At 56.8% G+C, this 23,622-nt stretch carries 14 protein-coding genes; 7 read left to right on the plus strand and 7 right to left on the minus strand.

Features of this window, described 5'->3' with window-relative positions; all coding sequences use genetic code 11:
* Positions 1-47 precede the first annotated feature (47 nt).
* Complete coding sequence (locus tag OHL16_RS08695) at positions 48-1,724, plus strand: beta strand repeat-containing protein (RefSeq protein ID WP_263366720.1); 1,677 nt, start codon at positions 48-50, stop codon at positions 1,722-1,724.
* Positions 1,725-2,177: 453 nt separating this feature from the next.
* Here the strand turns inward: OHL16_RS08695 and OHL16_RS08700 are convergent, their stop codons facing one another.
* The 4 genes from OHL16_RS08700 to OHL16_RS08715 form a co-directional block, all read right to left on the minus strand.
* A complete protein-coding gene (locus OHL16_RS08700) occupies positions 2,178-5,642 on the minus strand; it encodes a TonB-dependent receptor (protein ID WP_263366721.1) in 3,465 nt (1,154 codons plus the stop codon).
* 411 nt (positions 5,643-6,053) lie between these two features.
* Positions 6,054-7,475, minus strand: a complete 1,422-nt coding sequence (locus tag OHL16_RS08705; protein ID WP_263367436.1) for an efflux transporter outer membrane subunit — start codon at positions 7,473-7,475, stop codon at positions 6,054-6,056.
* 32 nt (positions 7,476-7,507) lie between these two features.
* Entirely contained in the window at positions 7,508-8,737 is a 1,230-nt protein-coding gene (locus tag OHL16_RS08710; protein WP_263366722.1) for an efflux RND transporter periplasmic adaptor subunit, read from the minus strand.
* 29 nt (positions 8,738-8,766) lie between these two features.
* Positions 8,767-11,946 carry an efflux RND transporter permease subunit gene (locus tag OHL16_RS08715; RefSeq protein WP_263366723.1) on the minus strand — a complete coding sequence of 1,060 codons (3,180 nt, stop codon included), beginning with the start codon at positions 11,944-11,946 and terminating at the stop codon, positions 8,767-8,769.
* A 380-nt stretch (positions 11,947-12,326) separates the two neighbouring features.
* Here OHL16_RS08715 and OHL16_RS08720 point away from each other — a divergent pair, with 380 nt between their 5' ends.
* A complete protein-coding gene (locus OHL16_RS08720; RefSeq protein WP_263366724.1) occupies positions 12,327-12,971 on the plus strand; it encodes a TetR/AcrR family transcriptional regulator in 645 nt (214 codons plus the stop codon).
* Between the two features lie 114 nt (positions 12,972-13,085).
* On the opposite strand, the gene OHL16_RS08725 is transcribed toward OHL16_RS08720, so the two are convergent.
* Both OHL16_RS08725 and folE read right to left on the minus strand, forming a co-directional pair.
* A complete protein-coding gene (locus OHL16_RS08725) occupies positions 13,086-13,994 on the minus strand; it encodes an alpha/beta fold hydrolase (RefSeq protein WP_263366725.1) in 909 nt (302 codons plus the stop codon).
* A 10-nt stretch (positions 13,995-14,004) separates the two neighbouring features.
* Positions 14,005-14,619: a GTP cyclohydrolase I FolE gene (gene folE, locus OHL16_RS08730; RefSeq protein WP_263366726.1), complete on the minus strand. Its 615-nt coding sequence runs from the start codon at positions 14,617-14,619 to the stop codon at positions 14,005-14,007.
* A gap of 178 nt (positions 14,620-14,797) precedes the next feature.
* Here folE and OHL16_RS08735 point away from each other — a divergent pair, with 178 nt between their 5' ends.
* From OHL16_RS08735 to OHL16_RS08755, 5 genes are all read left to right on the plus strand, one after another.
* Positions 14,798-15,397, plus strand: a complete 600-nt coding sequence (locus tag OHL16_RS08735; RefSeq protein WP_263366727.1) for a CGNR zinc finger domain-containing protein — start codon at positions 14,798-14,800, stop codon at positions 15,395-15,397.
* Positions 15,398-15,982: 585 nt separating this feature from the next.
* Positions 15,983-16,429, plus strand: coding sequence for an organic hydroperoxide resistance protein (locus tag OHL16_RS08740; protein WP_263366728.1), 447 nt, complete (start codon positions 15,983-15,985; stop codon positions 16,427-16,429).
* 118 nt (positions 16,430-16,547) lie between these two features.
* On the plus strand, positions 16,548-17,270 hold the full coding sequence (locus OHL16_RS08745) for an SDR family NAD(P)-dependent oxidoreductase (protein WP_263366729.1): 723 nt from the start codon (positions 16,548-16,550) through the stop codon (positions 17,268-17,270).
* Positions 17,264-17,749 (plus strand): RidA family protein, encoded by a 486-nt coding sequence (locus tag OHL16_RS08750; RefSeq protein ID WP_263366730.1) that lies wholly within the window; start codon positions 17,264-17,266, stop codon positions 17,747-17,749. The genes OHL16_RS08745 and OHL16_RS08750 overlap by 7 nt, the downstream gene beginning before the upstream one ends.
* Before the next feature lie 60 nt (positions 17,750-17,809).
* Positions 17,810-18,958 carry an NAD(P)H-dependent flavin oxidoreductase gene (locus OHL16_RS08755; protein ID WP_263366731.1) on the plus strand — a complete coding sequence of 383 codons (1,149 nt, stop codon included), beginning with the start codon at positions 17,810-17,812 and terminating at the stop codon, positions 18,956-18,958.
* Between the two features lie 111 nt (positions 18,959-19,069).
* Here OHL16_RS08755 and OHL16_RS08760 read toward each other — a convergent pair whose 3' ends face one another.
* On the minus strand, positions 19,070-23,599 hold the full coding sequence (locus tag OHL16_RS08760) for a glucoamylase family protein (protein ID WP_263366732.1): 4,530 nt from the start codon (positions 23,597-23,599) through the stop codon (positions 19,070-19,072).
* Positions 23,600-23,622 lie beyond the last annotated feature (23 nt).

Genomic DNA, 23,622 nt, shown 5'->3' on the forward strand with positions numbered 1-23,622 from the left:
GACATATCGGCAGGCAGGAGGTGGACAGGGGGGCTTGGAGTCGCAGTGTGGCTCGTGGACCGCGCAAAAACAGCGTGCTCGCCGTCCTTGTCGCCGTGGCTTTCCTGGCGAGTGGCATCCTTCTCTTCGCGCAGAATACGAAGACCGGCACCGCGAGCCTCGGAGTGCAGGTGGCCCCGGCAGTTCAGTTGACCACGAATGGCACCACTAGTGTCTCTCTGTGGATCCGGCTCGCGACAGGAGGAACGGGGAGCCTCTGGGGGGATAGTACCAATACCTGCACCTCGCCTATCACCGGCGCAACAACCTATAGCACTTCCGGAGAGTACAACAACATCCCTCTCTCCAGCATTCCTTTCACATCTTCGAACAACTACGTTTGTGCCTACAACCCCACCGCCGCGATTCCATCGGCTTATGTGGTGTGGCCGCATACACCCGCCTCCCTGAAGTTCAGTACCCAGCCCACCAACACAACATCGGCCGCCCCCATCTCCCCGGCGGTGACAGTGCAGGTGCTGGACAGTAATGGCCTTTTAGACACCGGCAGCACAGCTTCGGTAACCATAAGCATTACGAGCGGCACAGGGACATCGGGTGCGACTCTCAGCGGAACGTTGACGCAATCGGCCGTCAATGGCGTTGCTACGTTTAATAATCTATCGATCAATAAGGCGGGAACCGCTTACACCCTGACGGCCAGCAGCAGCCCGTTAACTGGAGCTACTAGCAGCGCGTTTAACATCTCGGCGGGCGCTGCGACGAAGCTGGCGTACACAACGGTACCGAGCACAGGGACGGCGGGGACAGCGTTCAGCGTGACGGTACAGTCGCAGGATGCCGGCGGCAACCCGGTCAGTCCCACCAGCAACACGACGATTACGCTGAGCAAGGCATCGGGCGGCGGCACGTTGAGCGGGACCCTCACAGGCTCGATTCCCACAAGCGGCAACAGCGTGACAATCTCAACACCGGTCTATTCGAAGTCGGACACGATGACGTTGACCGCCACCGCAACCGCAGGGGAGACGAGTCTGACACCCGTCACGAGTGGCAATATCGTGTTCTCTGCGGGTGCGGCGACGCAGTTGGCCTTCACCACGCAGCCATCGACGACAACGGCAGGAAGCGCGGTCAGCCCAGCAGTCACCATACAGGTGCGGGACGTCAACGGCAACCTCGTGACCACCAACAGCTCGAATGTCACAATAGCGATCAGCAGTGGCGGCGTTCTCAGCGGCGGGTCAACGTTGACGGTGGCGGCGTCAGGGGGAGTGGCGACGTTCTCGAATCTGGTGCCAACCAGGAGCGGGTCGTTCACGTTGTCGGCCACAGACGGATCCCTTACGGGCACCACCAGCAGTAGCTTCACGGTGAACGCCGCGGCGGCGAACAAACTCGTCTGGGGTCAACAGCCGCCCAGCTCTATTACTCGCGGCACGACCATCTCGCCGGCAATGACAGTATTCGTCGAGGACCAATATGGCAATTTGACGTCGAGCGCCAGCAACGTTGTGTTGACGTTCAATGTCAACTTCAACCCGCCTGGAAGCGACGCATTCAAGACAGGCTCTACGACCTCCGTTGGGGTGATAAGTGGTACCGCGACGTTCAGCAATATTGCCATCAGCGGGAATAAGACAGGTAGCGGAAGTACCTTCACTGCAACCCTCAGTGGCATCGCTAACCCAACCGTCGTTAGCAGCACGTTCGCCGTCCAGTAGCGGGTAGTGCATACATCGACGGTTCAAGTTGTGCTATCGAGCGTAAGGCGGCTTTGGCCTTGCACGAATTTCGAGATCTTCAGGGCGCGTCACCACCTGTGTCCCGCACTTGAGCTTAAGGAAAATCAAAACTTAATTTGAGGTTGAGGCGAAGAGCGTGGAATGGGTGACAGCCCGAGCTATTGCTCTGTCCAGTCAGCGGCGAGAAAACGTCCGCTGGCCTTGCGGTGGGATACTCCCGTGTCAGATAGTCGCACAGCTGGTCGTCTTGCAATCAGGTGCATGCGCTCGCCTTGCGAATCCAGAAGCGGGTTGATGCCGTATTCCCACTCAATTGAGTATGCCCAACTGAGGTGCCGAGGCCGCGGACGGCGTTGCTGCAGGAGCAGGTGGGCTAGTGCCCTTCTGCTCCTGTAGTGTTTGCGATTATTGTGACCTGCTGCGAGTTGAAAACTAGAAGCTATACTTCAATGCAAACTGGAGTTGGCGCTCTCCCTGCGCGTTGTTGACCAGACCGAAGGTGGAACCGATGCTGGAGTTCGGCGCCACAAGGATTGGGTTGTTCAGAGCGTTGATAGCTTCGGCGCGGAACTGCAGACTCTGGTGCTCGACGATCTGGAAGGTCTTGGCAACGCTGAAATCAACTCCCTGCAGGCCGGGGCCGCGGAAGCTGCCGACTTGGCAGTTGCCGAAGGTCCCGAGACCAGGTTGCGATACAGAACCCGAATCGAACCAGAAGTAACCCGGGTTGTTTGGATCGGTCGACCTCTTGTATGGAGTCTCCTTCGGGTGGCCTGTGCAGTTAGCCCTGGGAAATCCGGTGATGACTCCAGAGTTGTTTGCCGCCTGGGCAGTGATGGGGAATCCGGTGTGAAGCTGGAGGATGGAGTTCACCTGCCAGCCGCCGATGATCGTATCGGTAACGCGACCCACGTTGGAGGCAAACATACGACCTCGTCCGAAGGGCAGGTCGTAGGTGACGAAGCCGTTGAAGCTGCTGACTACGTCCTGGTCACATCTGCCGTAGTCCCTTTCCGGGTGGTACGTGTCCTGGAAGAAGAAGTGGTTGTTGCCGGCCTGCGTCAGGGCAGGGTTGGTGTCGCCATATTGCGCATAGAATCCAGAGGAGTTGCCGAGGCACTTGGAAAAAGTATAGTTGGCCTGAAATTCCAACCCATGGCTCAGACGTTGCTGGAAGCTGGCCTGAAGAGAGTTGTAGTTGGAGTAGCCAGTCGATGCGGTCAAACGAGCCTGACCGATTAGACCCTGCAGTGTGGGACTGAGATAGGGACTGGGAGCAATGGCACCACCTGGCAGCAGAACCTTCTGATTGATGAGCGCGATCGTCATGAGATGGTCTGTCTTCTGGCCGACGTAGCTGATCTGGAAAGTTGACGCGTTGCCGAACTGGCGCTGTACCGTAAAGTTGTACTGCTGTGAAACCGCGGGCCGGATGTTGTGGGGATCGAATGCGTGAATGCCGGTACCCGAGAAGCAGAGCGGCGAAACCGCGACGGCAGCGGCGGCCGTGCATCCCGAGGACGGGAAGGTCGAGAAGCCCTGATCGAGGGTACTCCCGGGAAGAGCGACTGAGGCTCCGTTATAGGTCACGTTGTGGGGAATCGCGAAGGGCGGATTCTGAAACAGGAGGTTGCCTGTCCCAGTGCTCTCGAGAAAGTTGGACATGCCCCACGCCAGCCGGACTACGGTGGCCTTGGCGAATCTCGGCTGCCAGGAGACGCCAATACGTGGCTGGTAGTTGGTGGGACCGTTGTACTGACTGTAGAGAGCCTTCGAGTTACCGTTCTGGCCTGCGAGCATGACGGTCCCGGTGAAGAGGCCGTAGTTTGTCGCCTGGTTGTGCGATTCGGCTCGCGGTGTCACGACTTCGTAGCGAAGGCCGAGGTTAAGCGTTACGTTGGGTGAGATGCGCCAATCATCCTGTCCAAAGGCCGCGACCAGGCTGTTGCGCAGGCTGCGGCCACTGCCTGATCCAAGACCGACGTTTTGAGGAAGGCCTAGCAGGAAGTCAGCTTCGGCCATGCCGATGGGGCTGATCGTTTTGGCGGGGTTGGTTGGATCTGGAACAACGATGGATGGATTACTGGTGAAAGAGCCGTCGTAGAAGAACTGTCCGGCAAGTCCGGAGTTGCCGACGTAGAGAACGTTCGCACGGTAGTTGTAGTACTCGAAGCCCACGTTGATATTGTGTTTTTCGTGCACGATCGTCAAGGTGTCTTCAATCTGCGCAACCGTGTCGTGGAAGATGGAGATGAGGTTATTGCTGCCTAGCTCCGGGCCGTTGCTGTTCCCGCCTTGGAACATCTGCATTGGAAGGAAGGTCTGATTCGGTGCAGTACCGGCGATGCCGAAGACCTGCGGAAGGTTCTGACCGGTGGGATTTACGTAGCCTTCCGTTACGGGAAAGTAGCTGGCTCCTATACGAAAGGCGTTGAGCAAGGAGGGGCTAAAGGTATGCGAGTAGTCAAGGACGCCGTTATAGAGGGGAAACTCGTTGTCCGAGTTACCTAACAGCTGCTGGCTGTTGGTGGTGGGGTTGACGATGTGCTGCTGAGAATAGCGGCCGTAGATGTGATCCTGCTCAGAGGCCACCCAGTCGATCTTGATGTCGCCCTGATCGCTGTTGGTGTAAGAGTGTTTGAGGTTGATCTGGTTGCCGGTGATAAAGCTATTCGTCGGACCAGGGTAAAGGTTGGAGGTGAGGATCTTCGAAGCGGCCGAGCTGAAAAGAGTAGAAGGGATCTTGTTGTTCAGGAAGGGTTGCCGGCCGCCGGGCGTTGACGCAGAGAACGGATTGTAGAGTTGAGTACCTAGGTTATTGCAGAGGCCGCTCGCGTTGAAGCCTGCCTTGCAGAGCTCGCCGAAGTCGCCCGCCCGTTCACGCACAGTGAAGACCGTAAAGGGAACCGACGTCGCAGGCTGATCAAATCGTGAACCCTGATAGTCGGCAAAGAAGAATAGCTTGTCCTTGAGGATTGGACCGCCAATGCTTCCACCAAACTCGTTCCAGCGAAGGAGCGGCTTGAGGCCGGTGCCATCGGAATTGTTTTGGCCGGGAACGTGAGGTTGTCCCTTGGTGAAGCCGTTCTTCCAGGTATTTGCATTTAGCGCATCGTTGCGAATGAACCAAAAAACATTTCCGTGAAACTGGTTGGTTCCGGACTTCAGGGTCACGCTGACAATGCCACCCAGATAGTTGCCGTAGGAGGCTGGTGCGTTTTGTGAGATGAGATTGAACTCCTGAATGGCATCAACGCTTGGCGCATAGGCCACGTCGTTGTTGTCGATCTGGTTGTTGTCAATGCCATCGATGATGTAGTTGTTTGTCTGCTCGCGGTTGCCATTGATGTAGGGACGGCCAACCTGAAAGCTTGCCTGCGCATTAGTGAAAGCGCCAGGGTTGAGGCTGACTGCGCCCGGCGAAAGCAGAGTGAGCTGGTTATAGTTGCGGGTCGCCAGGGGAAGCGTGACGTTAGCTCTGGCGTCCAACACCGTGCCCATAAAGGTCTGATCCGTCTGCAGCAAGGGCGCAGCGGCTGATACCTCAATAACTTGCGTGGTATCGCCGACGGTCATCTTGAAATCCACGCGCGCCGTCTGGTCCATGATGAGGTCAAAGGTTGGGTAAACTTGCGTGGTGAACCCAGCAGCGACGACCTTCAACTCGTAATTGCCAACCGGAAGTGGAGACAAATAGTAAACGCCGGCTGCGTTGGTCTTGGTTGGGTAAACGATGCCTCGCGACGTCTCGCGTGCTGTTACATCCGCGCCGGATATTATGGCGCCCGATGCGTCGGCCACAGTACCTGTGATTTTGGAACTAACATCCTGCGCAAAGGCTAACGAGCTGCTTATGAGAAATACGAACAAACTGTATAGGACAATGCGTCCTCTCATTGGTGCACCTCCATTTGAATTTGTCTTACGGGCCCTCCTTCACTCGACTGGTTTTCCAGACCCACAACGGCTGACGCAGAATGCCAATGTGTCTCCGCCGTTGTCATCGCCTGCATTCCTGAGGTTGACCACTGTATAGACAGCTGGACTCTAATGGCAAGCGATGGGAAGGCCGGGCACTTCTGGCAACACGATGTGGCAATACATGGTTTACAACTTATTGATTCCAAAGTGCTGGCGATGGCGGCAGTCTTGAGCGAACTCACCTCTGCCCCAGCGCAACGTTTTCCGCATGCAACCGCCCGACGTCAAACCTGGAGGCCCGGCGAGTTTTGTACGTTGCCAAAAGGAGCTGGATATGTCACGAGGCAAGAAGCATCATGCGGAGCAGGTGGAACCTGCTGCGGCAGACTAGTACTTGGGCAGCTGCGAAGTGTCCCATCCTCCGCCGACCGCTTTCACCAGCAGGACGCTGGCATCCATTCGGCGTCGCTGAATGTCGATATCGTTGCGTTCATTAGCCAGGGCAGTAGTTTGAGCAGTAATCACCTGAAGGTAGTTATCGACTCCACCCTCATATCGATTCGTGAAAAGTTGAAGTGATTCCTGCGCTGACGCAGTAGCCTGGTGTTGCTCCTGTGCTTCGTTCTCGAGGATGCGCAGCGCTGCCAGATTGTCTTCCACTTCCTGAAATGCAGTAAGCGTCGTCTGACGATACGTCGCCACTGTACCGTCATAATTTGCAGTTGCTGCCTCGGACGTTGCCCGGCGACGGCCAGCGTCAAAGAGAGTCTGTGACAGCTGCGGACCGACGGCCCACATCCGGCTCGGCCAGGTCAACCAGTTCGCCGCCGACGTCCCCTCGAACCCGCCCGTCGCGCCAATCGTCAGCGTTGGGAAAAATGCGGCGCGCGCAATGCCGATCTGGTCGTTGGCTTCCGCCACGCGGCGTTCGCCTGCAGCGATATCGGGGCGACGCTCGAGCAGGCTCGAAGGCACACCTACAGGAATGACTGGCAGCTGGAGCTTTACTTGCGGTGACGGCGGCAAGCTGAACTGAGCCGGCGGTTCTCCGATCAACGTGGCAATGGCGTGTTCAAACTGCGCGCGAATTACTGTGATGTCGGTGTCCTGCACCTGTGCTGCTTCCAGTTGCGTCTTAGCCTGAGCAACGTCCGACCTGGGGGCCGCCCCACCGTCGAAGCGATTCTGCGTCAACTTGAGTGCGTCGGTGTACGCCTTCACTGTGTCGTCCAGGAGTTGTTTCTGGGCGTCGGCGCTTCGCAGTTCGAAGTAGTCTACCGCCAACTCCGCGTGCAAACTCAGGCTGGCAGTCTGTAGATCGGCCGCGGTTGCTTGTGCTTCCTCACGCGATGCGCTGATCGTGCGGCGCACGCGTCCCCATAGATCCACCTCATAAGAAAGATCGAATGGTAGGATAAAGTCGCCCGTGCCATTGTTCGCCTGTGAAGGAGGAAAGTAAGGCCGGTTTGCAGATTCCCGCTTGCCGACGATGCTCGGCGAAGTGGATATTGTCGGCGCCAGTGACGCCCGATTAAAGCGTATCGCTGCGCGCGCCTGACGCAACCGATCTTCAGCCACCTTCAGGTTCTGGTTGGAAGACGTTACTTGATCCTCAAGTGCGTTGAGCTGCGGGTCACCAAAAATCTCCCACCAATTTCCGCGAATCGTCTGATCGCCCGGTTGCGCTGGCTTCCAGGCGCCGCTCTCCTTGAACGAGTCAGGCGGCTGCTCTTTGAAGTCCGGAGCCATAGGTACCGTCGGTTTCACGTACTTTGGACCTACCATGCACCCCGCGAGAAGCAAGCTCATCAAGAACAACGGAACTGGAATGAAACGCGTTTTCACTTGGAGCCTTCCGTCTGCGGCGCATTCACTCGAACAGGAGTTCCAGCCGTGAGGGAGTCTGATGGATTGACGATGACTCGATCCGTGGGCTGAAGGCCGGTGATCACCTCCACAGTAGATCCATAGTCGCGGCCGATCGTAATCGGGATCAACTCAGCATGGCCGTTGCGAACCACACCCACTCGCAGCCCCTCTGAGCGGAAGAGCAAGGTGTTGGCCGGAATCACAAGTGACTGAGCTGCGCTTTGCGCGCCGTCAGGGACCTTCAGATGCACAAAAACATACGCACCGGTCCTGATACGGCCCTGAGGGTTGTCGACGTCGACCTCGACGTTCAATGTTCGCGAGGCAAGATCAATCGAATCGGAATCGCGCACAATGGTGCCTTGAAAAGTCTCTCCGGGAAACTCATCGAGTGTCAGCGCGGCCTTGGCGCCAGTTTGGGCGGCCTTCGAGTCCACTTCCGGCACAGCAACATAGACGCGCAGCTTATTTACTGCCGCCATATGGAACAGCTCTTGCGGCACGCCGCCAGCTCCAGCATTGATCAGCGCGCCGATGTCCGTGTTTCTCGCCGTAATCACACCGGCAAAAGGAGCGTAGATCTTCTCGAAGGATTGCAGTTGCTCCAGGCGGTGAACGTTCGCCGTCATGGAATCGACTGCTGCTTGTCTGGCGCTCAGATCGCTGACCGCTTGATCGGTCTCCTGCTTGGAGACGCTGTTCGTCTTGAGCAGGTTCTGCCAGCGAGCCGCTGTAATCGAGGCCAGCTGTTCGTTTGCCTGTGCGCTCTTCAAATCTGCACGAGCCTGCTCCAACTGCCGATCGATTTCAGGCGTATCGATCTCCGCGAGAAGCTGACCCTGTTTAACGTGTGCTCCGATATCGACGTACCAGCGTTTGAGATAGCCGTTGGTCCGCGCATAGATGGGCGTATCGTTGAACGCTTGCGTGTTGCCCGGCAATACTATCTCCTGCGAAGCAGCGCCCGACTTTGGCTGAACGACCGTCACCGTCGCAACCGCCGCGCGCTCCGTCGTGCGGCCTAGGTTGCTTTCAGCCAGGACCCGCTGGTGAATACCTGTGTAGATAACGACACCAAGCAGCAGGGCGGCCACCGCCAGTCCAATGAACAGCCGTGGCGATAGCGGTTCTTGCGCCGACGGAGCAGCGGGTTGCACTCCGCTTTGGGAAACTTCATCCGGATTCGTCTCGGTGGGGTTCATTTCTTGTCTCCATTCGTTCTGCGCCGCGACTATGCGTGAATTGGTTCTTTGCTGTGCTCCGTTGCAGGCTGTGCATCAGCTGATGCGGATCGCCCGTGCAGGAGAGCAAAAACTGAAGGCACAAAGACCAGCGTGGCCACTGTGGCGCAGAGCAGGCCACCGATCACGGCGCGGCCCAGGGGCGCGTTTTGCTCGCCTCCATCTCCCAGACCAAGCGCCATTGGGATCATGCCAATGATCATTGCCAGGGCCGTCATGATGACGGGACGAAAGCGCGTCGCTCCCGCTTCTATGGCCGCCATCATTGCATCACCGTGGTGAAGCAGCCGCTCCTTCGCGAAGGAAACAACGAGAATGCTGTTGGCCGTGGCTACGCCCATGCACATGATCGCCCCCATCAATGCGGGAACGCTCAGCGTCGTGTGCGTTATAAAGAGGAATAGGACAATTCCAGCCAGCGCTGCAGGCAGAGCCGTAATGATGATGAATGGATCGAGCCAGGACTGGAAGTTCACCACAATCAGCAGGTACACCAGGATGATCGCAAAGCCCAGCCCGCCGATCAGTCCCGTATAAGAAGTACGCATCGTGCCATACTGGCCGCGCAGTTTAACGAAGCTCCCGCGCGGAAGCAATTTACGGTTGGCATCAACGATGCGGTTCACGTCGCGGCCCACCGCGCCCAGATCCCGGTCCTGCACTGCGGCATAAACATCGACAACGCGGCGGATATTGTAGTGATTGATGGAGGCCAGCTCGCTGGTTCGCTGAATTGAGGCTACGTCTGCCAGTATTCCCGGCTTCTTCTGGCTCGCGCTGCTCAGCGGAATGTTTGCGAGATCCTGACCAGACTGGATGTCGTATTGAGGCGTCTGCGTCACCAGGTTGTACGAGACGCCGTTCTTCGGGTTCAGATAGAACTGCGGCGTAACCTGAAAGCTTCCACTCAGCGAGATCAACATGCTGTTAGCGACGTCGCGCTCCGTATATCCCGCTTGCAACGCCTTGGTTCGGTCTACCACCACATGAAGCTTGGGATAGTCGGATTGCTGCTGGATACGAAGATCGGCAATGCCGCGGACATGACTTAGTTCGCCAAGCATCTTGTCGGCGACGCGCTGATTCCCGGCAATATCAGGACCGTCGATCTGTATGTCGATCGGCGCCGGGAGACCGAAGTTGAGCGTCTGGGTGACGATGTCGGCCGGCAGGAAATAGAACGTGACGCCGGGAAACTCGCGGGGAAGCTTATCGCGCAGCGTACTTACGTAGTCTGCGGTCCGGTGGTGTTTCTCTTTAAGCGAAACGAGGATATCTGCATCGGCTGCACCCGTGAGACCCGAGCGACTGTAGATGTAGTTAATGTTGCTGTAAGGCAGGCCAATGTTGTCGAGAACGTTGTCCATCTCGGCGGATGGAATCGTCTCGCGAATGCTGCCTTCGACCTGATCCGCCAGGCGCGCGGTATCCTCGATCCGAGTTCCTGTCTTCGCACGCATATGCAGGATGAACTGCCCGCTGTCGGTGTCGGGAAAGAAGTCCTGCCCAAGGAACGGAATCAGCGCAAAGGCCAGAAGGCAGACGACAAGGAACGCTGGAACAAAGAAGACTCGAACGGAGACAAGCCGAGCGAGCAAGGAAGAATATGACGAGCGGACTTTCTCAAATAGACGCTCGAAACCTCTTTGGAAGCGAGCGAACGGGCTACGGGAATTCGCATCCCGGTGCTTGTGCGTCTTCAAAAGGTACATTGCCAGCGTAGGCACCAGGGTGCGCGACAGAATGTAGGAGGCGAGCATGGCGAAGATGACCGCCTCAGCGAGAGGAACAAACAGATAGCGCGCTACGCCGCTGAGGAAGAACATCGGCAGAAAGACGATGCAGATGCAGAACGTTGAAACCAGGGCAGGAACAGCAATCTGCGCCGCGCCGTCGAGGATGCCGTCGTGCAGCTCGGCACCCTCCTCGAGGTATCGTTCGATGTTTTCAATTGTGACAGTTGCGTCGTCCACGAGAATGCCAACGGCCAGCGCCAGTCCACCGAGCGTCATAATGTTGATGGTTTCGTGCAGAAAGCTCAAAACCATGACCGACGTCAAAATCGAGAGTGGAATGGAGATCGCAATGATTACCGTGCTGCGCCAGCTTCCCAGAAAGATAAGAATCATCAAGCCGGTGAGCGCAGCAGCAATTACCGCTTCTCGAATCACACCGTTGATGGCGCCACGCACGAAGATCGATTGATCGGAAAGAGGCTGGATCTTCAACTCGGGGGGAAGCGTCTGAGCCACGCGTGGAAGAATCTGCCGGACACCATTGACAACATCGATCGTAGAGGCATCTCCGGCCTTGAGCACTGTTACCAGGGCGCCGCGATTTCCATCCTGGCGGACCACATTCGTCTGCGGCGCGAAGCCGTCGCTAACCGTCGCTACATCGCGAAGGTAGATGACCGAGCCTCCGACGGTCTTGATCGGAAGATCATTGAACTCCGGAACAGCTTTTAGATCGGCATTCAGATCGACGTCGTACTCAAATTCCCCCATTTTGGCCGTTCCGCCCGGCAGGATGAAGTTCTGGCTTCCCAGCGCCGTGAGCACATCGGCCGGCGAGAGCCCCTTGGCCTGCAACAGGCGCGGGTTGAGATAGACCATGACCTGTCGCTGCTTGCCGCCATAAGGATACGGAACCGAAGCACCAGGAACGGTTACAAGCTGGGTACGCAGAAAGTTCAGCGCAATGTCGTTCAGCTGCGGCTCGGTCAGGCCCTTTCCTGAAAGGCCAAGCTGCAGAATGGGAACAGTTGACGCGTTGTAATTGACGATGAGAGGAGGTAGAGAGCCGGGAGGCAATTGGCGAAGGATCGTCTGCGAGACCGCTGTAATCTGCGCGTTCGCCCGATCAATACTGGCGGTCGGCTGCAGATAAATTTTTACGATCGCAGTTCCGTTTACTGTTGTGGATTCGATGTGCTCGATATTGTCGACCGTCGTCGTAAGAACGCGCTCATAGACTGTGGTAATCCGCCCCTCTGTCTCCTCCGGACTTAGCCCTGTGTAAGTCCAGGCCACAGCGACGACGGGAATATTGATGCTCGGAAAGATGTCCGTGGGGGTCCTTAGGATCACCACCGGGCTCAGAATCAGAATGAGGAGCGCCAGAACGATAAACGTATAAGGCCTGTTCAGCGCGATTCTGATGATCCACATTGCGTATCCCCTTGAAGGTCAGCCTAGACACATAGTTTCTGACCCGAGCTAGAAACTAGACGTATAGTATAGAAATTGACCCCACTGGTTTGATCCTGAAGGCGGCGCGGAAGATTCAAAAATTTGCGCACGGGCTCGCAGGTGCCCGCAATCATGAAAACCTCGACTTGCCGCGTAGCGTGTCGCTCCGTCCGCGTTACCCAAAATAGATGCTGATAACGAGCTAAGAGATTGATACAACGTTACACGCGTTAATGCAGCGCGGAATATAATCTCGGGCATGAAAGGGTTTCCATTCATGAGCTTGGTGGGGAGTAGCAACAGATGTTCTTGGGGGGAAAGAAATGGGCGCGTCTGAAACGCGGCACAGCTCAGGCGCAATGAAGCTGGCTGAGGCCGGCCAGATGCCGATGGCCGAGTCAAAGAATCGCGGTCGTCAGCGCAGTGAGGAGTCGAAGGAAGCCATTTTGACGGCAACTCTTTGTCTGCTGAAGGAAAAGCCATTACGCGACATCACGATCGAAGAGATCGCACGAAAAGCGGGTGTCGGCAAGGCAACAATTTATAAATGGTGGCCGAGTAAGGCCTACGTTGCCCTCGATGCGTTCTTGAGAAAGATGAACCGAATGGTGCCAACCCCGGATACTGGATCGGCAGAGAGTGATTTTAGAGAGCAGCTTCACTCCTTGATTACTTTCTTTACCAGCCTGACTGGACGCGTTTTTGGCCAGTTCCTGGCGGAAGGACAGAGCGATAAGGAATTTGCGTCTCTGTTTCGCGAGCGCTTCCTGAAACCAAGACGTGAGGCGGTCGGAGCCATTTTTGATCGTGGCGTGAAGCGAGGGGAGATCGATCGTTCTTTGGATCGAGAACTCGTCCTTGACTTGATCTATGGTCCAGCAATTCTACGTCTGATGGCTGGCCATGCGCCTCTCGACCGCGAAGTGGCAGAAGCAATCATCTCAACGTTATTTCGAGGTCTGGGAAATAAATCCTTCAAACCAGATCGGAATTCGTCCAAGTAGACACTTCTGACGATTGTCTTCAAGGTCGCGCCCGACGTTGATTATTTACGGCAAGCCGGTCGGCCGGCGCCGATCTGGCAGAGTTGCTACCCAGAAGAAACTCCCTTAGCAAACTTATCTCCGAGCGCGCGAACGGCTCAAGAACTTATCGATTTCGTCGGCGATCTCTTCCACATGGGTCTCGAGCGCGAAATGTCCGGTGTCCAACAGCTTCACAGCCGCGTTCGGGTTATCGCGACGGTACGCTTCTGCTCCTGCAGGAAGAAAGAACGGGTCATTCTTGCCCCAGATCGCCAGAACTGGTGGCTTTGATTCACGGAAGTATTTCTGAAAGGCTGGGTAGAGCGCGACGTTCGAGGCGTAATCCAGGAAGATATCGAGTTGAATCTCTTTGACATTTGGACGCTCCAGCAAAGCCGCGTCGAGCGTATAGGACTCGGGAGCCACCACCGATGGATCGGCCACCCCATGCGTGTACTGCCACTTGGTGGCCTCGAAGGTCAAAAAATTCCGGAGGCCGTCACGATTCTCCTGCGTTGGCTCCTTCCAGTATTTCTGGATCGGACTCCAGCCGTCGCTCAGTCCCACTTCGTAGGCATTACCGTTCTGCGAGATGATGGCCGTCACGCGCTCAGGGTGCGCCACCGCGAGGCGGTAGCCTGTTGGCGCGCCATAGTCAAAGACGTAGATGGCATACCGCTTCAGGCCCAGAGCGTCAACAAACGCCTCCACGGTCTTTGCAAAGGAATCGAAGGTATAGCTGTATTTGCGTTCTACGGGGACCTCAGTAAAGCCAAAGCCGGGAAGGTCGGGAGCGATGACACGGTACCGAGAAGCGAGAATGGGCATCAACTCGCGGAACATGTGCGAAGAGGTTGGAAAGCCGTGTAAAAGCAGGAGGACTGGAGCCTCTTTGGGACCAGCCTCCCGATAGAACACCTTGAGACCGTCCGCCTCAATCGTTTTGTGGAAGACGCGTACGTTCCGATTTTCGGACGCAACTGAAGTAGCAATTTTAGACATGTCAGCCTCCTTAGGAAGATTGCTTCTGAATCAGGCTAAGAAATTCGTTGCGGGTCTCAGGGTTGCGAAAACTTCCCTTCATGCAGGACGTCATGGTTGATGATTCTTGCTTTTGTACGCCGCGCATCATCATGCAGAGGTGGCGCGCCTCGATGACGACCGCCACTCCCGCCGGGTTGATCGCCTGCTCGATGGCTTCCGCGATTTCTGTGGTTAAGCGCTCTTGCACCTGGAGCCGTCGGGAATACACGTCTACCACACGCGCGACTTTGCTGAGTCCAATGACTTTGCCTTGGGGTAAATATGGAACGTGTGCTGTGCCAAAGAACGGAAGGAGATGGTGCTCGCAGAGGCTATACAACTCAATATCTTTAACCAAAACCATCTCGTCATACTCAACATCGAACAATGCGCCCCGCAAGAGCTCAGCGGGGTTCTTGTGGTATCCGCTGGTAAGGGACTTCAACGAGCGTTCCACTCTATCCGGCGTATCCACCAACCCATCGCGCGCCGGATCTTCCCCCAGCCGATCGATCAATTCCCAGACCAGTGATTGCAATCCGCCCTCCCGATCGAGATGGCGCGCAGTCAATTCCGGTTCCATGGCTTCAGTAGATGCCTGCATCTTCAACCTCCATTCAATGCATCGCGGCCAGCCTCTGTGAGTCGCCCTAGGACAAATGCCGCGAGGCCGTAACAATCTCTCGTAGCGCTATATCCAGGAAGCCGACTGTCACACTAGAACAGATTCGTGTAACCTGTATATGGATGCAAGAAAGTTACAGCTTTTAAAGGAGTGGCCAATGAAGACCGGAGTACCGCAAACGGAGTACGTTGCTTCTCCTCCCGAGTCTGTGGGCGATCATCCAGCCCTCAACTTCATCAATACCCTTCGTATGATGGGGAGTGAACTGACCGACAGTTGGCAAAGCGATGAAGACGTTTCCGCATGGATTGTCCGGGAGGGATTGCGCGATACTCCACCATCAGCAACATGGCCAGACGGCGTTCTCCTTCGAAAGGCACGCAGCTTAAGAGAGATCGCCCGGAAAGCAGTGGAGGCGAGAAAAGCAAAGAAGACGCTCCGGCTGGACGAGCTCAATGGTTTTCTTGAACACTCAGACAGTCATTGCGTTCTCAGCGCAAAGTCGCGAGGAGATCTTCACTTCGAGCGCGTGTACCGCCAGAAGACGGTTGAACAGTACCTGGCACCGGTTGCTGAGTCGGTAGCGGAACTGCTGTCTCATGCAGACTTTGATTTGGTTCGTCACTGCGAAGGCGGACAATGCGTGCTGTGGTTTTACGACCGTACCAAGGCTCACCGGAGACGCTGGTGCAGCCCACAGTCCTGCGGCAACAGGGCGAAAGTGGCGGCATTTCGAGCGCGTGCCCGGCGATCATGATGTTGCGTCGCGAATTGCGGTCTTACTTCCGTATCCACGCCTCTGTGCAAGGCCAGCTTCTTCTCAATCAACCATGGGAAGCAACCGGCAAAAAAGTACCTGAATCAAAGAACTGAATCCCACTCGCCAGGCTTCCCGGCAGGAATCGCAGGACCTTGAAAAGGTACCAGGCTCCAAATGGAACTTTTAAGAATCCCTGCAGGCGTTGGAAGAATCTGGCGACGAAGTCAAACTGCTGCGGCCCAGCAGCCGCACCAGTGGGCCCGGAGTGCATGGTGTCGCCTTTCTCCTTAAGCAGTGATTTGATCTCGTGTACGCTACAGCGTCGCCTATTGTAACCAGACACATCAGCTCGGCCTGCAGGAAGCGGGGAGCAGGTTCTTCAGCAGTTGCAGTTGGCAGGAATGGCAGGATACCCAACTCTGCAGAGACTAAAGTGTAACTATTTAAGAATCCTTTCATAGGTTACAGAATCTGTTTTAGTCGTAACGGTAAACACAGGATTTTAGTGGTTGCCGAAACACAGGGGCTGATCCAAAACGAATCGGTCACCTGATACGACAGTTCCCCGGAAAGGAATTCAATATGCCTCAACTCGCTCAAGTAAGTGAGTCCAACATAACGAAAATCGAAAAGGTACTCTACACCGCAAAAGTCCACACAGCGGGTGGTCGCGAAGGAACATCGCGCACCTCGGATGGCCACCTCGACGTGAAGCTTTCGCGCCCCGGTACTGGCACCGGCACCAACCCCGAGCAGCTCTTCGCCGCCGGTTGGTCCGCCTGCTTTCTGTCATCGCTCAATCTCGTGGCTGCCGCAAAGAAAATCAAGCTGCCCGCTGATGTAGCCCTCGACGCCGAAGTAGACCTGGGCACAACCAGCGGTGATTACTTTCTTGAGGCTCGCCTCAGCGTTAGCCTGCCTGGATTAGACCGCGAACTCGCCCAGGCCCTCGTGGACGGCGCGGAGCAGGTATGTCCGTATTCCAAGGCCACACGCGGCAACATCAACGTCAAGGTCAACCTGGTCTAAGCCTCACCTTTCACGGACGTGATCTGCCCATATCACCGGGCAGGCTTATTCCCGATCTGAAGTGAGACACCACGCAGGGCTCGATTTCAGCCACTGCGAGAAACAATGAGGAGTAAATATGGCAAACAAAAAGACAGTCATCGTAACCGGTGCCTCGCAAGGCATCGGAGCAGCCGTTGTCCAGGCGTTTCTGGATCGCGGCTATAACGTCGTAGCAACCTCGCGCAGCGTTTCCAAGGCCGGCTTCGCGCCGTCGCCAAACCTCGCACTCGTCGACGGAGACATCGGTCAGGCAGCGACGGCGGAGAAGATCGCACAAACCGCGATCAGTAAGTTCGGCTCGATCGACCATGTCGTCAACAATGCGGGTATCTTCATAGCCAAGCCCTTCACGGACTACACCCCCGACGAGTTCCGCAGCCTCGTCTCCACCAACCTCGACGGGTTCATCTTCATCACCCAGCTCGCAGTCAAGCAGCTCCTGTCGCAGGGCACCGGCGGCAGCGTGACTACTATCACGGCGTCGTTGATCGACAACCCCATTGCGGGCCTTCCAGCATCGCTTTCGATGATCACCAAGGGCGGACTTAATGCGATTACCATTGGCCTCGCAAGCGAATACGCGAAGAACAACATCCGCTTCAACGCGGTCGCGCCTGGCATTGTCGACACCCCTATGCACAAGGACAACCCGAAGGACTTCTTGAAAACCCTTTCACCCATGGGCACGATCTCCGACTCCAAGGACATCGCGGAGGCTGTCGTTTATCTGACGGAAGCTCGCAACGTCACCGGGGAGGTGCTGCACGTGGACGGCGGTGCGCACGTAGGCCGGTGGTAAGCACTAAGGGTTCGCAGCCGGGCGGTGCAGATCGCCGGCTGCAGGACCTTGGCATTCAACTCCCAGCCCCGCCGACGCCGTTTGGCACTTACGTCGAGACTGTACAGACGGGTAATCTGTTCTTCTTAAGCGGGATGCTCCCGGTTGTGGATCACAAGCCGAAGTACCTTGGCCGGCTTGGAAAAGAGCTCGACGCCGAGGCCGGACGTGATGCTGTCTACACTGCGGCCTTGAACGCCCTCGCTGCCGCAAAGGAACACCTCGGCTCACTCGACAGAGTCACTCGCGTCGTCCGGCTGGGAGTATTCATCGCAACCCACGGCGACTTCTTCGATCAGCCCAGGGTCGCAGACGCTGCGTCGGACCTGTTTCGAGATGTCTTTGGCATCGAGAAGACATCGGTGCGGGTAATACTCGGCGTTGCCAGTCTTCCCCTCGGGATGCCTGTAGCGGTCGAGGTCCTGTTCGAGGTCAAATGACAGTAGTAAAGAGCAGGCAGAGGCCAATGCGTCTCTGCCTGTTGCTTCTGGAGGGCAATTATGGGGCAGCAACCCGTTAGCTCGTCACCACAGTGGAACAAGACTCGCGTCTCTTCTCGGCTGGGAATCGAGTACCCAATCATTCAAGGCCCTCTTGGTGGCCTGTCGACGCAGAGATTGACAGCGAACGTCTCGAATTTTGGAGGACTCGGTTCCTTCGGAGCGCATGGCTTGAGCCCTTCCGCAATCAAAGATGTAATCGCTGAAATCCGCTCACTGACTTCGAAACCATTCGCGATGAACTTATGGGTCTCGATGGAGGACGAAGGCGCGCGTACTTCTGGCAGCGAAGCGTTTTCACGAAGCCTCGCGGCCATCGCCCCACACATCCAAGCCCTGGGCGGCACGCTCCCGACATACACGCCCTACGTTCCGGTCAAATTTGAAGACCAGGTGCGGGTCTTGCTCGATGCAAAAGTACCCGTGTTCAGCTTCATCGTTGGAATCCCACCGAAAGAGGTCCTCGACGAATGCCGCGCGCAAGGCATCGTGACGATCGGAACGGCAACAACGCCGGACGAAGCTATCGCTATTGAACAGGCGGGGGGCGATGTGATCGTCGCTTCAGGCTTTGAGGCAGGCGGACATCGCGGTTCTTTCCTGCTTCGCTCCGAAGATTCGCTCACCGGAACGTTCTCGCTCCTACCTCAAGTCGTAGACGCCGTTTCGGTCCCCGTGGTTGCCGCCGGAGGTATCGCCGATGCTCGCGGAATCGTCGCAGCCTTTGCTCTGGGAGCCGAGGGAGTACAAATCGGCACGGCTTTTCTGGCTTGTGAAGAATCCGGTGCGAGCGTGCATCATCGCAACGCTCTCCTCAGTGGCCAAGCGAAGCAAACCGCACTTACGCGTGGATTCACGGGGAGACTTGCCCGTGGAATCAAAAATCGGCTTCTCGATGAACTCAATCGCAAGGACACCGAGATCCTTCCCTACCCGCTTCAACGCGCACTCGTCCGGCACCTGTCGATACCGGCTGAGAAAGCGGGGAGGACCGATCTTCTCCCTCTGTGGGCAGGACAGAGCGCCAACCTGTCGCGGTGTACAGATGCGCATGCGCTACTCAACTCGCTTGTGAGGGAGGTTTCGGAGATCGGCAGTGCTGTTCAGAACTGGAGCGCTCATCGTCAGCCAGTGGACACGCAGCGGTAATCCGAGCAATCGGACGTCTGAGGAGACCCCCTAGGCGGCATGATACCTGTAGATCTAAAGCAGGATGACCTGGAAGCATTGGCGGCGCACCTCCGCCAACTGCACTGATCTTCAACTGTCAAGAGGTCGCAACCTCGATCGCTTCGAGAGTTCCTTCAGCGTCTCCTTGCTCAAGGATTTTTCGTGCAACAGGAGCTCGGCCGCACGGACGCGAGGAGTTCCGTGAAACCAACGTTGCACGATGTTGTCCTTGAGTAAGTTGGCCAGTGCCAGAAGACACATTCCCTGGTGGTGCGCCATCCAGGACCGTACCAGCTCCGGTTGCTTTCCCTGGGAATAGTCGGCTGCCTCATAGAAACCGTAGTTACCCATCCAATTCATTTCGTCCATTCGCCGAAGGTTCGCAATGGCCTCTTTGCGAAGGACGGAAAGAACGAGAAAGGTGGAGTAGGGTGAGATGACAGGCCCATCTTCCGCTCCATACTTCAGAGCCAGCGCCGGAATGCCCCACGCCTGATAGGCATACCTTCCGTGAGGATCTCTCTTGGCGAAGCCCGACTCTGAGATGCCCCATGGAATGTTACGCACGTGCTCACGCTGAATACGAACGGCAGACTCGAGCGAACTCGAAATGAGGGTGTCGGGAAAGGTGCGCATCCACAGGGCAGGCATCATGTACTCGAACATAGTCCCGGTCCATGAGAGAAGGGCGGGATGTCCGTAGACGAGGACATGAGAGCGATCAAGCCGGAACCACGATTTCTGAGGGATATCTCCGCGGGCGACAGCGAGAAAGGAGGCGATGCGCGCCTCGGAGGCGAGGAGGTCGTAGCATGCCGAATGCAACTCGCCGGCGACTCCGTCGTAGCCGATGGAGAGAAGCTGGCGCGACTCTACAAAGAGGAAGCTGTACTGCATGGCGTCGGCGTGACGCTCTGCTTCGGACGCGATTTTGGCGATGTCCGCCTTCAATTGCTTCAGGCGTTGCGCGGCTTCAGGCAGCAAAGACCGTAAGGATGCAGCGGAGGCCGCGAGTGGAGAGTCGGGTGGCAGGGAAGGAAGCGCCACTGCAATTCTCGAATCCAAGTCGATCGCGCAGTCTGCGGCCTGCTGCAAGGTAGGGACGTACCTGTTCTCGACTTCTCTGAGCTCGGGCAGTGCAAAGAGGGCCTCAAATTGAGGGAGAAGCCACGGCATATAGTTCTGCACGAAGATAGACAACGCGAGCTGGCGGCGTGATAGTTCGTGCACAAGCCAATCTCCACGGCCTGTGCCAGACAGATCGTCCTCTATCGGGATGGAGAGGGCCGGTGCGGCCGTCTGCTGCAGAAGGGAACGCACCTGGGCCCGTATCGCTGTGGCGTCGGAATCTTCTGGATGTGGCGGGGCGTCGGTGCTTTCGGCTGCCGGGATCGTAGAGCTGGGTAGCATCTGCTTCAGGTTCGAAAACAGTTCGACATTCAGGAGCGGACGCTTGAGTAGATCGAGCGCGCCTGTGTGCAGGGTATAGAGAGATGCCGTCAGATTGCCGCTGTCGACGGTGGAGACGATCAATGGGGCGATTGGCTGCAGCGTTTCGATGTCGTACCAGTTGTAGATATGCCCACGCTGCTTCTCGAGATGGTCGTATGTATTGAGGGTGCCGAGGGTGGCCTTGGCGAACTCGGGGAGCGTCAGGAAGCCGAGTTCATACGCCGCCTGCCGTGCATTCAGGAGCATCCCCAGGTTTGTGGGGGACAACTTTCGTATTTGAAGCGCGCCCTTTTCTTCCACGTTATCCGGAATGAGCCAGTGGTTTCTTTCGTCGCCAAACTCATGGAAATAACGCCAGATAGAAAGCGCTTGCTGCTGCAGGAATAGTCTGTCTTTTGGCGCGAGCGGCCCTTCCTGTTGGCCTGGGGGCGAGTTGAGCCAGATCGCGACGAGAGGTGCAATCGCCCAAAGCAGCAAAATAGGACCTGCCGCGAACAAGGACTGGATCTGAGTGACTGCGAGGGCAAGCGCGATAACAAGAGCCACGATCGATGAGAGTTGCAGATAGACATCCAATGAATTTTTAGAGCCACCGAACTCAACCTGTGCCGCTGTCTCCCATTCGAGGAGACGTTTGCCCGATACCAGACTGCGACTCAGCGACCGGATGATCGCATCGAGCGAGAGGAACATGTGGTGGGGCAAAAAGGTGAGGTTGAGAATCGCAAATCCGAATGACGATGCAAATGTGGAAATAGCTTCGCGCGCTCCAACGAAACTTAGCTTCAACAAAGCGCGGCCCAAATTGAAGGCCAGTTGAACAAAGCCTGGGAGAAGCAGAAGGACGAGAGCGGCCACGGTCCAATAGAGCGCTCCACCCGGGAGGACGAACCAGCCAAGCAAGAACAAGAGAAAGGTGATTGGCTCGACCAGGCTGCGCCGCAGATTGTCCAGAATCTTCCAGCGTGAGATGGTGTTGATCGGGTTCGCAACAAGTTTTCCGGACTCGTCCGGCACACGGCTGAAAAGCCAGCGTGCGATCTGCCAGTCTCCGCGGACCCAGCGGTGCTTTCGGCGAGTGTGAGCGGAATAGTGCGACGGGTAGTCGTCGATGATTTCGATATCGGTGACGAGACCGGCGCGAGCGTAGGAGCCTTCGATGAGGTCGTGAGAGAGAAGGGCATTTCGGGGAAAGCGGCGGTCCAACACCTCGTGCAGGATGCTGACCTCGTAGATTCCTTTGCCGGCAAAGATTCCTTCTCCGAATAGGTCTTGATAGACATCGGAGACAGCGCGGGTGTAAATATCAAAGCCGGTCTCGCCGGAGTAGAGAGATGCCAGGCGGGAGCGCGATGCGGAGGAGACGCTGACGCCTACGCGAGGCTGCAGTATGCCGTACCCCGCGGTCACAAGTCGCGACTTCGGATCGATGATGGCTTGATTCAGAGGATGCGCCATCGTGCCGATCATGCGTGCGGCCGTTCCTCGCGGAAGTTGAGTGTCGGAGTCCAACGTAATGACGTAACGAACGCGTTCTAAAGTCTCCAGTGGACCCGCTTTTAGTGGGAAGCTGTCGTACTCTTGCAATAGGAATCTGTTGAGATCGAGGAGTTTGCCACGCTTGCGCTCCCATCCCATCCAAACCCCTTGACGGGCGTTGAATACACGATGGCGGTGCAAGAGGAAAAAGGAGCCGCCCTTCTCGCGACCGTACTTTGCATTCAAGTCAACGACGCACTGCGCAGCTAATGCTGCCAGCGGATTGGAATCCTCGTCTAGTGGCCGGGCCTTGGCATCGGGCAGGTCGGTTAATAGTCCAAAGTGAATATTCGGATCCTGATTCGAGAGGTAGCGAGCTTCCAACTCGTCGAATAGTTCGCGAACCTGTGTCTCGTTGAATAAAAGAGTAGGGACGACAACCAGGCCGATCCTGTCTTCAGGAACGCCCTTGGAAAAGTCGAGTTTCGGAAGCGAATGGGCCTTCACCAAGGCGGTGACTGCGTTGTTCACCAGATCGACTGCGCCCTGGCTTGCGGGCACGAGCGCAAGCAGCAGCGCACCCATCACTGGCCAGAATGCGTTATGCGGCACCAGAGGCGCGATAAGGGCGACGATGAGAAGGCAGGAAAGCGTAAAGATGCCGAGGATGTAGATGTCCTCTTTCCAGCTGAGCAGAAAGGTGCCTAGCCGTTCGATGGCTGGGGGAAGATAACCGATTCGTTGGCCGAGCAGAGGCAGGCCTTCGGCAAAGAGGTAATAGCCGATATGCCTGGTTCGGCAGGCGCGGCGGGGATCCGAGTCGGGAGTTTGCGCGGACTGGCGCGCTAGGTCGAGAGCAAGCTGAGCGGTTTCGACCTCGCTTGCATCGGCGTGCCGCGCCAGCTCCGCGACCCGCATGTGGTATGTGTGGCGGGTCTCGTCCTCCATCTGTGCGAAGACGCCGGCCGGGTCTTCTCGAAGGATGGCGTCAAATTCGATCAGCGGTTCAAGCACATTGCGCCATTCGAACTGGTTCAACCGTCGCATGCTGTGGAGAATTGCGGAAAAGGGTGATCTCTCAATAGGCGGTAGTTCGCCCGCTCTGAAGGCTTCCTCGGCACGATCCAGGATGTATTCCAGCTGTGCCAGCTTGAGCGCCTGTGGCAGGACCGTCACCTCCTCGAGCAGGAGTGCGTCGCGCTGTTGCGCCTGCCGGACATAGACGGTGAGAGATTCAGGCGACCATATTCCCTGAGCTGCGGAGAGATATCCCTCCGCCAGGTTAACCGCTCTTGGTAACTCTTTATCGCCCTCTACGAGTACATGAGGGAGTGAGGCGAACCTGGTAATCGTGTCATCTCCAGCGATTAACGCCGACTCCAACATGCGCGTGCTTTCCAGCAGTTCAAGCTGCGGAGTCAGCTCCTGTCCCGAAGCCGTTTTGCGGCAGGCGCGCAGGATTTCTGTGAGTCGCGTTTGGAGCCGCACGAGTCGCGCCGGCAAGCCTCCCGCCTTCGGACTGGCGGGCATCATCTTCCATTGTCTGCTGAGCGCCTCGGCCCGCTGCTTCAACTCCGCGTCCGATACTGGTGGCTTCTCGGGCAAACCAGCAGTCGGCAAGTCCAGCGTTGGCGCAGTCGGTGGCAACGCGTGTTCTGAAGTGACTGGTTCTCCTGAAAACGGTGCCATGATGCCTTTCTTAACATTGTTCG

The organism is Edaphobacter bradus (assembly GCF_025685645.1).
In the GTDB taxonomy this organism is placed as follows: domain Bacteria; phylum Acidobacteriota; class Terriglobia; order Terriglobales; family Acidobacteriaceae; genus Edaphobacter; species Edaphobacter bradus.